14 protein-coding genes are annotated in these 10,550 nt (G+C 71.5%); 9 read left to right on the top strand and 5 right to left on the bottom strand.

Features of this window, described 5'->3' with window-relative positions; all coding sequences use genetic code 11:
* The coding region (locus H5J29_RS09405; RefSeq protein WP_181780538.1) for a sensor histidine kinase at positions 1-971 on the bottom strand (971 nt) is incomplete at its 3' end.
* 200 nt (positions 972-1,171) lie between these two features.
* On the opposite strand from H5J29_RS09405, the gene H5J29_RS36180 reads away from it, so the two are divergent.
* The 5 genes from H5J29_RS36180 to H5J29_RS09380 all read left to right on the top strand — a co-directional run bounded on the left by H5J29_RS36180 (position 1,172) and on the right by H5J29_RS09380 (position 4,456).
* Positions 1,172-2,524 (top strand): hemolysin family protein, encoded by a 1,353-nt coding sequence (locus H5J29_RS36180; protein WP_181780537.1) that lies wholly within the window; start codon positions 1,172-1,174, stop codon positions 2,522-2,524.
* Entirely contained in the window at positions 2,521-3,507 is a 987-nt protein-coding gene (locus H5J29_RS09395; protein WP_181780536.1) for a CNNM domain-containing protein, read from the top strand. The genes H5J29_RS36180 and H5J29_RS09395 overlap by 4 nt, the downstream gene beginning before the upstream one ends.
* 84 nt (positions 3,508-3,591) lie before the next feature.
* The gene (locus H5J29_RS09390; protein ID WP_181780535.1) at positions 3,592-3,792 is read left to right on the top strand and encodes a hypothetical protein; all 201 of its coding nucleotides are present in this window, start codon (positions 3,592-3,594) and stop codon (positions 3,790-3,792) included.
* A gap of 24 nt (positions 3,793-3,816) precedes the next feature.
* On the top strand, positions 3,817-4,050 hold the full coding sequence (locus H5J29_RS09385) for a CopG family ribbon-helix-helix protein (protein ID WP_181780534.1): 234 nt from the start codon (positions 3,817-3,819) through the stop codon (positions 4,048-4,050).
* Between the two features lie 28 nt (positions 4,051-4,078).
* The gene (locus tag H5J29_RS09380; RefSeq protein ID WP_220187174.1) at positions 4,079-4,456 is read left to right on the top strand and encodes a type II toxin-antitoxin system PemK/MazF family toxin; all 378 of its coding nucleotides are present in this window, start codon (positions 4,079-4,081) and stop codon (positions 4,454-4,456) included.
* Positions 4,457-4,703: 247 nt separating this feature from the next.
* Here H5J29_RS09380 and H5J29_RS09375 read toward each other — a convergent pair whose 3' ends face one another.
* Positions 4,704-6,101 (bottom strand): glycine--tRNA ligase, encoded by a 1,398-nt coding sequence (locus H5J29_RS09375; RefSeq protein WP_181780532.1) that lies wholly within the window; start codon positions 6,099-6,101, stop codon positions 4,704-4,706.
* A 121-nt stretch (positions 6,102-6,222) separates the two neighbouring features.
* On the opposite strand from H5J29_RS09375, the gene H5J29_RS09370 reads away from it, so the two are divergent.
* Complete coding sequence (locus tag H5J29_RS09370) at positions 6,223-6,570, top strand: ArsR/SmtB family transcription factor (protein WP_220187172.1); 348 nt, start codon at positions 6,223-6,225, stop codon at positions 6,568-6,570.
* Positions 6,567-6,962, top strand: coding sequence for a Fur family transcriptional regulator (locus H5J29_RS09365; RefSeq protein WP_181780531.1), 396 nt, complete (start codon positions 6,567-6,569; stop codon positions 6,960-6,962). The genes H5J29_RS09370 and H5J29_RS09365 overlap by 4 nt, the downstream gene beginning before the upstream one ends.
* A gap of 38 nt (positions 6,963-7,000) precedes the next feature.
* Here the strand turns inward: H5J29_RS09365 and H5J29_RS09360 are convergent, their stop codons facing one another.
* Entirely contained in the window at positions 7,001-7,774 is a 774-nt protein-coding gene (locus H5J29_RS09360; protein ID WP_181780530.1) for an SDR family NAD(P)-dependent oxidoreductase, read from the bottom strand.
* Between the two features lie 172 nt (positions 7,775-7,946).
* Between H5J29_RS09360 and H5J29_RS09355 the strand changes: the two genes are divergently transcribed.
* On the top strand, positions 7,947-8,543 hold the full coding sequence (locus H5J29_RS09355) for a hypothetical protein (RefSeq protein ID WP_181780529.1): 597 nt from the start codon (positions 7,947-7,949) through the stop codon (positions 8,541-8,543).
* 16 nt (positions 8,544-8,559) lie between these two features.
* Here the strand turns inward: H5J29_RS09355 and H5J29_RS09350 are convergent, their stop codons facing one another.
* On the bottom strand, positions 8,560-8,937 hold the full coding sequence (locus tag H5J29_RS09350; RefSeq protein ID WP_181780528.1) for a hypothetical protein: 378 nt from the start codon (positions 8,935-8,937) through the stop codon (positions 8,560-8,562).
* Positions 8,934-9,713, bottom strand: a complete 780-nt coding sequence (locus H5J29_RS09345; protein ID WP_181780527.1) for an isoprenyl transferase — start codon at positions 9,711-9,713, stop codon at positions 8,934-8,936. Before H5J29_RS09345 ends, H5J29_RS09350 begins: the two co-directional genes overlap by 4 nt.
* A gap of 54 nt (positions 9,714-9,767) precedes the next feature.
* Here H5J29_RS09345 and H5J29_RS09340 point away from each other — a divergent pair.
* The coding region (locus H5J29_RS09340; protein WP_220187171.1) for a hypothetical protein at positions 9,768-10,550 on the top strand (783 nt) is incomplete at its 3' end.

The following is a 10,550-nucleotide window of genomic DNA, read 5'->3' as shown; positions in this document are numbered from 1 at the left end:
TCGATGGAGGCCGGGCCCAGCCGGACGGTGCAGCGACCCGCCCCGCTGTGCCGGATCACGTTGGTGACCCCCTCCCGCAGGACGTAGGCGAAGACCTGGCGGCGGTCCTCCGGGACGTCGTCGACGGCCGCGGGCAGGTCGGCCTCGATCCCCGCGGCCCGCAGTGCCTCCCGCATCCCGGCGATCTCCGCGGCGAGCGAGGCGACACGGTTCGCGGCCACGGTCGAGCGGACGTCGGCCAGGGCCTGCCTGCCGAGCCGCTCGACGTCCGCGACCTCCGCCGCGGCCCGCTCCCCCTCGCCGGACTCCAGCAGCCTGCGCGCCAGCGCGGCCTTCACGGTGATGGTGGTGAGGCTGTGGCCGAGCACGTCGTGCAGGTCGCGGGCGATGCGCTCGCGCTCCTCGGTGACGGCGAGGCGAGCCAGCTCCTCGCGTGCCTCCCGCAGCTGGCTGTTCACCCTGATCAGGCCGAACATCCCGAACATCGCCACGGTGACCGCGGCGAGCCCGAGCAGGTCACCGAGCGCCACCCCACCCTCGACCAGGAACCCGACGACGAGCGCGTACCCCAGCACGGCCACCGCCCCCACCGTGCCGGGGAGCCGGGGGAAGAGCGCGAAGGACGAGACGATCGTGAAACAGACCGTGTAGAGCACGCCGCTGCCCGCCTGCAGGCCGAAGGCCATCACCGACCAGAGCGCGAGCAGCGCCGCGAACACCGCCGCCGACGACCACAGCCGCCGGTGGACCATGGCCTCGAACAGCCCGAAGACGTACGTGGCGCCGTAGGCCACGACGGTCAGGGCGAGCAGCAGCCGCCGGGCCGGGCCGTGGTCCGCGGTCAGGGCGGTGACCACCCAGGGCACGAGCACGAGCGTCCAGCCGCCGGACATCACGAACCACCGGCGCCGGTTCATCCGGGTCGGGTCGTAGGCGGTGCCCGCCATCGGGAGCACGGTCGGCGTCACCATGACCTCCACTGTGCTCGCCGGGTGAGACGCGTCCCCGGATCGGGCGTCACGACGCAGCCGTGACGGATGTCAGGGTGCACCGCGGGAACCGACACGGCATCATCTGCGTTGACCCGGAAACGGACTTACCTCGCACCCCCCGGAGCCATGGACCCCTCCTGTAGTACCGGCACCGTCCCGCACGGACGGACTTCTCGCCGGTGACCATTCTCGGAATCCTCCTCGGCGTGCTCGTCGTCGTCGCGATCACCGCGTTGACCGGCTTCTTCGTCGCCCAGGAGTTCGCCTACATGGCGGTGGACCGCTCGCGGCTCAAGGCCCGCGCGGCCGAGGGGGACAAGGGTGCCGAGCGCGCCCTGTCCGTCACCCGCCGCACCTCCTTCATGCTCTCGGGCGCACAGCTCGGCATCACCGTGACCGGCCTGCTGGTCGGGTACGTGGCCGAGCCGCTGATCGGCGAGGGCGTCGGCGAGCTGCTCGGCGGCGCGGGCTGGGCGGTCGCGCTCGGCACCGTGCTCGCCCTGCTCGTGTCGACCGTCGTCCAGATGGTCTTCGGGGAGCTGTTCCCGAAGAACCTCGCGATCGCCCGCCCCGAGCCCGTCGCCCGCTGGCTGGCCGTCCCCACCACGATGTACCTGGCCGTCTTCGGCTGGCTCGTCACGGTGTTCGACGCCGCCTCCAACCTGCTGCTCAAGGCCCTGCGGATCGAGCCGGTGCACGACGTCGAGCACGCGGCCACCCCGCGCGACCTCGAGTCGATCATCGACGAGTCCCGGGAGAGCGGCGACCTGCGGCCCGACCTCTCGACCATGTTGGACCGCGTCCTCGACTTCTCCGACCGGCCCGCGCGGGCCGCGATGATCCCCCGCCCGCGGGTGACGTCGGTGAAGTCCGACCTGCTCATCCCGGACCTGACCGACGCGATGGCCGCGGGTCACTCGCGCTACCCCGTGCTGGACGAGACCGGCGAGGAGGTCGTGGGCGTGATCTGCCTGCGGGACCTGCTCGCCCTCTCCGGCGACGTCGCGGGGCTGCGGGTGTCCGAGGTGATGCGGCAGGCCGTCGTGGTGCCCGCGTCCCTGCCGCTGCCCGCGGTGGTCGCGGCGCTGCGCGAGGCGGACGACGAGTTCGCCTGCGTGCTCGACGAGTACGGCGGGCTCGCCGGCGTGATCACGCTGGAGGACATCGCCGAGGAGCTCGTCGGCGAGATCACCGACGAGCACGACCCGGCCCTCGCCGACCGGACCCTCGACGCCGCGAACGGCTGGACGGTCTCCGGCACCCTGCACGTCGACGAGGTCGGCAGGCTGCTCGGGGCCGACCTCCCCGAGGGCGAGTACCAGACCATCGGCGGGCTGGTGATCGCCGAGCTGCAGCGGCTGCCCGAGCCCGGCGACACCCTGCGCGTCACGCTCGCCCGCGAGGTGGGGGCGGAGGAGGACGAGCCCGCCAAGGTCGTCGAGATCGAGGTCCTCGCCGTCGAACGGCGGGTCCCGGAACAGGTCCGGATCCGCCCGGTCGCCCCCTCGATGGCCCTGGAGGAGCAGTCGTGAATGCCCTGACGATCGTCGTGTCGATCGGGCTGGTCGCGCTGTCGGCCTTCTTCGTCGCCGTGGAGTTCGCGCTGGTCGCGGCCCGGAAGTACCGGCTGGAGGAGAAGGCGGACAGCTCCGCCGCCGCCCGGGCGGCGCTGCGCAGCGCCAAGGACATCTCCCTGCTGCTGGCGGGGTCGCAGCTCGGCATCACCCTGTGCACGCTGGGCCTCGGTGCGGTGGCCAAGCCTGCGGTCGACTACGCGCTCGAGCCCGTGTTCGTCGGGTGGGGGCTGCCCGCGGGCGCCGCCGGCATCGTGTCGTTCGTGCTGTCGCTGGTGGTCGTGACGTTCGTCCACCTCGTGGTGGGCGAGATGGCGCCGAAGTCCTGGGCCATCGCGCACCCGGAGCGCTCTGCGACCCTGCTGGCGCTGCCGATGCGCGCGTTCATGTTCGTCACCCGCCCGATCCTGGTGTCGCTCAACGGGATGGCGAACTGGTGCCTGCGCCGGGTCGGCGTCGAACCGGTGGACGAGATGGCCTCCGGGCGCAACCCGGACGACCTGCGTCAGCTGGTCGACCACTCCGCGCGGGCCGGTGCCCTGGATCGGGAGCGGCGCGGCCGGCTCGTCACCGCGCTGGAGCTGGACCGGGCCCCGATCTCGTCGCTCGTGCACGGGGACCCGGCCGGGGTCTCCGCGACCGACGACGTCGAGGCCATCCGCGCGGTGTCGCGCTCGTCCGGGCACCTGCGGCTCGTCGTGCGCTCCGGTTCCGAGGTGATCGGGTTCGTGCACGTCCGGGACACGCTGGGCCGCTCGGCGGACACCACGGCGCGCGACCTGCTGCGTGAGGTCCTGTCCTTCGACGCCGACACCCCGGTGTTCGCCGCGCTGGGCACGATGCGGGAGAAGCGCGGCCAACTGGCCCTCGTCACCAGCGCGGGCTCGCTCCTGGGGATCGTCACGATGCAGGACGTCGTCGACCGGCTGCTCCCCGCCTGATCGGGCGAACCGCCGCGCGGCCGGTGCGGTCGCGCCCTACCCTGGTCGCTTCCACGACAGCTCGACTGCTTCTGGGAGGCCCCTGTGACCGCACCGGACCTGCGCCCCGCCGCGCTCGACGAGTCCGCTCTCGCCCGGATCCGCTCGCTGGAGGAGACCCTCGGCGGGCCCCTGGTGGCGTACGAGCCGGAGTCCCCGTACGCGCACCTGACCGCGGACCAGCTCGCCGCCCTGCAGGCGACCGAGGCCGACCTCGGGCTGCGGCTGGTGGCGTACCGAGGCTGAGTTATACCGGTTATACTCGACGGCGTGAAAATCGCCGTATCCCTGCCGGACGAGCTCTATGCGCGCGCCGACGAGGTCGCCGCGCGGCTCGGGTTGAGCCGGTCCCAGGTGTACGCGCGTGCGCTGGAGCAGTTCCTCGAGGACCAGGGCGAGGATCCCGTCACCGCGGCGCTGGACGAGCTCGTCGCCTCCCAGGAGCCCGGCGCCGGTGCGGCCGCGGGTCGGGCGTTGATCGATGCGGGCGCTTGGGAGTGGTGAGCGCGCCGACGACCGGTCCACCCGCGCGGTGAGCCCGCCCCGGACCAGGAGCACCGAGCCGCTCCCCGGCCGCCGCGGTGAGCTGTGGTGGGCCGACCTCGGCGAACCCCGCGGCTCCGCCCCCGCCTACCGACGACCCGTGGTCGTGGTCTCCTCGGACCGCTTCAACCGCTCCCGCCTCCGCACCGTGGTGGTCGCGGCGGTGACCTCGAACCAACGCCTCGCCGCAGCCCCCGGCAACGTCTCCCTCTCCCCGGAGACGACCGGCCTCGACCGCGCGAGCGTGATCAACGTGAGCCAGCTGCTGACCGTGGACAGAGACCTGCTGGAGCAGCGGATCGGCACCCTCCACCCCACCGCCACCCAGGCCCTGAACCAGGGCCTACGCCTCTCCCTAAGCCTCTAGCAAGATCATCGTGTAGGCGCCGGTCGTCGACGTCACCGCGCCGCGGAACATCGCCGGTCGGCCGCGCCCCGGAGTGCGGATCCACCGCAGGCCCGTCGACCCACTTGACCGGCACTCGCTTCGCGGGATCGCCCTCACCGGGCGGGCACGCACCGTGCTCGACACCGCCGCAGAACTGGAGGACGGCGCCTGCTCCGCATCCTTCGCCGCGCCGGCATCGGGGGCTGGGTCGTCGGTCGTGAAGGGTCTAGCAACCCAGGAGGCGTGCTCCCAGGTACTGCTCCACCTCTGCGAGCGGGATGCGCTCCTGGCTCATGGTGTCCCGCTCCCGGATGGTCACCGCGTCGTCGGTGAGGGTGTCGAAGTCCACGGTGATGCAGAACGGGGTGCCGATCTCGTCCTGGCGGCGGTAGCGGCGGCCGATGGCGCCGGCGTCGTCGAACTCGACGTTCCAGTGCTTGCGCAGCAGGGTGGCGAGGTCGCGCGCCTTGGGCGAGAGGTCGGCGTTGCGGGACAACGGGAGCACGGCGGCCTTCACCGGCGCGAGGCGTCGGTCGAGCTTGAGCAGGACGCGGGTGTCCGTGCCGCCCTTGGCGTTCGGGGCCTCCTCCTCGTGGTAGGCCTCGATGAGGAAGGCCATCATCGAGCGCCCCACACCGGCGGCGGGCTCGATGACGTACGGCCGGTACCGCTCCTTGGTGTTCTGGTCGTAGAACGACAGGTCCACACCGGAGTGGTTGGAGTGCGTGGTGAGGTCGAAGTCCGTGCGGTTGGCGATGCCCTCCAGCTCGCCCCACTCCTGACCCGTGAAGTCGAACTTGTACTCGATGTCGACGGTGCGCTTCGAGTAGTGGGAGAGCTTCTCCTTGGGGTGCTCGAAGTGCCGCAGGTGCTCCGGGGCGATGCCCAGGTCGGTGTACCAGCGGGTGCGCTCGTCGATCCAGTACTGGTGGATCTCCTCGTCCGTCCCCGGCTCGACGAAGTACTCCATCTCCATCTGCTCGAACTCGCGCGTGCGGAAGATGAAGTTGCCGGGGGTGATCTCGTTGCGGAAGCTCTTGCCCATCTGGCCGATGCCGAACGGCGGCTTCTTGCGCGCGGTCGTCTGCACGTTGAGGAAGTTCACGAAGATGCCCTGCGCGGTCTCCGGGCGCAGGTAGGCCAGCCCCTCGTCCGTCTTCACCGGGCCGAGGTGGGTCTCGAGCATCATGTTGAAGTCCTGCGGCGCGGTGTACTGGCCGCGGGTGCCGCAGTTCGGGCAGGGGACGTCGGACAGGTCGTCCTCCGTGGCGCTCTTGCCCGTGCGCTCGACGTACTCCTCCGCCAGCTGGTCCGCGCGGAACCGCTTGTGACAGGACAGGCACTCGACCAGCGGGTCGTTGAACACGCCGACGTGGCCGGAGGCGACCCAGACCTGGCGCGGCAGGATCACCGACGAGTCCAGCCCGACGACGTCCTCCCGGGCGGTGACCATCGTCTTCCACCACTGCCGCTTGACGTTCTCCTTGAGCTCCACGCCCAGGGGCCCGTAGTCCCACGCGGACCGGGTACCGCCGTAGATCTCGCCCGACGCGAAGACGAATCCGCGGCGCTTGGCGAGCGCGACGATCTTCTCGATCTTGGCGGAACTGGCTTTGGCGGCCACGAGGTACTCCTGTGCGTGCGGAACGGGATCCCCGCCGGATGCGGGGCGGTGCATGTCAGCGTATCGACCGCCCGCGACCGGGTTCCGCCCTCCCCTAGATGAAAACCACTATCATGGGCGCATGCCCGCGACCGCGCACGACCACGCGGGGGCGTTGTGCCCCGTCGAGCCCCCGCCCCTGCTGCCGCCGCGCACCCTCACCGCCGCAGGCGACCTGCTGCGCGCGCTCGCCGCACCCGTTCGGATCGCCATCGTGCTGCAGCTGCGGGAGTCGCCGCGCTGCGTGCACGACCTCGTCGACGCCCTCGGCGTCACCCAGCCGCTGATCAGCCAGCACCTGCGGGTGCTCAAGTCGGCCGGGGTCGTGGAGGGCGAGCGGAAGGGCCGGGAGGTGCTGTACACCCTGGTCGACGACCATCTCGCGCACATCGTCGTCGACGCGGTGGCGCACGTTCAGGAGGACGCATGACCGCGCCACGGGCCCTGCGAGCCACGAAGCAGCGGGCCGCCGTGTCGGACCTGCTCGACCGGCTCGCGGACTTCCGGTCCGCCCAGGAGATCCACGAGGAGCTGCGCCGCCAGGGCGAGGGCATCGGCCTGACGACGGTCTACCGCACCCTGCAGACCCTGGCCGACGGCGGCGAGGTCGACGTGCTGCGCAGCGCGGGCGGCGAGGCCGTCTACCGCCGGTGCGAGTCCAGCGCGCACCACCACCACGTGGTGTGCCGCCGGTGCGGCGCCGCCGAGGAGATCGACGCGCCGATGGTGGAGTCCTGGGCGCAGGAGGTCGCGGAGAAGCACGGCTTCAGCGAGATCAGCCACACCGTGGAGATCTTCGGAGTCTGCCGGGCCTGCACCTGAGCAGGGCCCCCGGGCCGCGCACCCGGGGACCCGGGACGTCACGACTTCGGGGGCATCCGGATCGCGCCGTCGAGCCGGATGGTCTCGCCGTTCATGTAGTCGTTCGTGAGCACCTCGACGGCCATGCTCGCGTACTCCTCGGCCTTGCCGAGCCGGTTCGGGTAGACCACGCTCTGGCCCAGCGCCGCCTTGAACGCCTCGGCCTTCTCCCCCGAGCCGTAGATCGGGGTGTCGATCAGCCCGGGCGCGATGGTGTTCACCCGGATCCCGTGTCGGGCCAGGTCGCGCGCCAGCGGCAGCGTCAGGCCCACCACCCCGCCCTTCGACGCCGAGTACGGCGTCTGCCCGATCTGGCCGTCGAACGCCGCGGCCGACGCCGTGTTGAGGATCGCCCCGCGCGAGGTCCCGTCCGCGAGCGGCTCGGTCCTCGCCATGGCCGACGCCGCCAGCCGGGTGCAGTTGTAGGTCCCCGTCAGGTTGACGCGGATCACGAACTCGAAGGTCTCCAGCGGGACCGGCTCGAGGTCACGGCCGATCACGCGGGCCGCCTTGCCCAGGCCCGCGCTGTTGACCAGGACCCGCAGCGGACCCAGCTCCGACGCCGCCTCGACGGCCGCCTTGACCTGCGCCTCGTCGGCGACGTCGGCCTTGGCGAACACCCCGCCGATCTCGGCCGCGACCTTCTCGCCGCGCTCCTCCGCCAGGTCCAGCACGACGACCTTCGCCCCGCGCTCCGCCAACAGCCGCGCGGTCGCCTCGCCGAGCCCGGAGGCACCGCCCGTGACGATCGCCGACGCTCCCGTGATGTCCATCCAACACTCCTCTCACGGGGCACCGCTGCCCCGCTGATGCACCTGCATTGTGCCCCTCGGAGCGTCTCAGATCGAGATTCCCCGCGGACGTGACGCGCGTTACCGTCCTCCTTCAGCAGCGCCCGACCCCGAGCGCCCGCCCACCCCCCCAGCGACGCGGGAAGGCCTGCCCATGACCGAGGACCCCACCACACCCGGTGCCGTACGCAGGCTCGACACCCCCGAGTCCGGGAAGCTCGCGCAGCTCTCCGCGGTGTTCGAGGACCTCCAGTACGTGCTGCGGTGCTGCGAGCACCTCGTCTCGCAGCTCACCGTGCCGCGGCCGGACGCCGCGGTCGTCGAGGCGCTGTGGACCGGCGCGCTCGTCGGGTACGTCCGCTGCTTCTCCGGCCGCGCCAAGGTCGTGACCGACGCGGACGTGGAGTCCCTCGAGCTCGAGGAGGAGGTCGTGCAGTTCCACAAGACCTTCCCGACGCTGCGGGACCACTACGCGTCCCGGCACGTGAACCCGCGCGAGGCCTTCACCATCGGGATCGCGCAGTCGAACGACGGGCACCCGACGGGGGTCGCGGTCGTCTCGGCCCCGCGCCCGCCGGTCGACGACACCACGGTCCGGGTGCTCGGTCGGCTCGCCTACGCGCTGTCCGGCCTGGTCGACGGCCGGATGCAGGAGACCCAGGCGACGGTCCTGGAGGCGGCGCGGCTGATGACACCCGCCCAGCTCGCGGAGCTCCCCCTCGTCCACCTCAGCGAGGAGCCGGTCGGGTAGGCATCCGGCGCGAGCCCTACCCGACGAGCTCCGCGCGCATGCTCGACGCGCTGCTGACCACCAGCATCAGCAGCGTCCCCATCGGGCCCTCGTCGAGGCCGGCCGAGGGGAAGGCGTACCGGAGCGTGACGTCCCAGCCCTTCTCCCCCTGGATCACCCGCGGGGTCCCGAAGAGTCCCTCCCCCACCCCGAGCGCCACCCGGGCGGGGATGTCCTCGTCGGTCAGGTCCCAGGCCACCACGCAGGTCAGGTTGAGGACGGGCAGGCCCTCCTCCAGCTCGATCCCCTGCACCACACAGAGCACACCGCCGTGGGCGAAGGTGAGCGCGCCGTCCGCGTCCACCTCCACGTCGTGGTAGCGCTCCAACGCCTTCCGGGCGATCTCCAGGCTCACTGGGCACCTGCCTGGTCGACGGCCCCACCGAACCTGCGGTCCCTGCGTGCGTAGATCTCGATCGCCTCCCAGATGTGCCTGCGGTCGAAGTCCGGGAACAGCGTGTCGAGGAAGACCATCTCGGCATACGCGGACTGCCACAACAGGAAGTTCGACGTCCGCTGCTCGCCCGAGGACCGGACGAACAGGTCGACGTCCGGCATGTCCGGCTCGTCGAGGTACCTCGCGATGGTGCGCTCGTCGATCTTGTCCGGCTTGATCCTGCCGTCCTGCACGAGGCGAGCGATCTGCCGCACCGCGTCGGCGATCTCGGCCCGGCCGCCGTAGTTCACGCACATGGTGAGCGTGAGCACGTCGTTGTGTCGCGTCTTCTCCTCGGCGACCTCGAGCTCCTTGATCACCGACCGCCAGAGCCGGGGCCGACGGCCCGCCCACCGGACCCGCACCCCCATGCTGTGCATCTCGTCCACCCGGCGGCGGATGACGTCCCGGTTGAAGCCCATCAGGAACCGCACCTCGTCGGGGCTGCGCTTCCAGTTCTCCGTGGAGAAGGCGTAGGCGGACAACCACTTCACGCCGATGTCGATGCACCCACGCGCGACGTCCATCAGCGAGGCCTCGCCGCGCCGGTGCCCCTCGACGCGGGGCAGGCCGCGGGCGTTGGCCCAGCGGCCGTTGCCGTCCATGACGAGCGCGACGTGGTTCGGGACCAGCTCCGCCGGGATCACCGGGGGCCGGGCTCCCGACGGGTGCGGCGGCGGCGGCTGGAAGGACACGGCTGGCAGCCTAGTTGTCTGGACTCCGCGGCCCGCCTGGAGTAGTCACTGCACATGGGCCGGTGGTTCTCCGAGACGATCGTCGACACGGGGCGGCTGCCGCTGTTCTGCTTCCTCTGCGCGTTCCTCGTGGCGTTCCTGTTCATCCGGTTCTCCGTGCGGATGATCCGGGCGCAGGTCACGTGGTGGCCCGGGAACGTGACACCGGGCGGGACGCACATCCACCACATGGTGTTCGGCCTGGTCATGATGCTGATCTCGGGGTTCGCGCTGATCGCGGTGGCCTCCTACGACACCCCGGTCCCGAACATCATCCTGGCGAGCGTCTTCGGCGTCGGCGCCGCCCTGGTGCTCGACGAGTGGGCGCTGCTGCTGCACCTGTCGGACGTCTACTGGACGCAGGAGGGCCGCTCCTCGATCGACGCCGTGTTCGTCGCGTTCACGATCACCTGCTTCTTCCTGCTCGGCATCCACCCCCTCGGGTTCCAGGGCGACTTCGACCAGCTCTCGGGGGCCGGCATCGAGGAGGTCGTCCTGACCATCGCGTTCTTCCTGCTGCAGCTGCTGCTGGCGGTGATCACGCTGGCCAAGGGCAAGGTGTGGAGCGGCCTGGTGGGGCTGTTCGTCGCCCCGCTGCTGGTCGTCTCGGCCATCCGCCTCGGCCGCCCGCACTCGCTCTGGGCGCGGCGCCGCTACGCCACGCGGCCGAGGAAGATGGACAGGGCCGTCTACCGGGAGAAGACCTACCGCAGGCCGGTGATCCGGGCGAAGATCGCCGTGCAGGAGGCCATCGCCGGGCACTTCGACCCGGACACCGTCAACGCCGCCACCGCGTAC

Source organism: Pseudonocardia pini (assembly GCF_013870575.1).
Classification (GTDB): domain Bacteria; phylum Actinomycetota; class Actinomycetes; order Mycobacteriales; family Pseudonocardiaceae; genus Pseudonocardia; species Pseudonocardia pini.
Note: the sequence above shows the minus strand (reverse complement) of the source record. Positions and strands in the feature narration are given on the sequence as shown.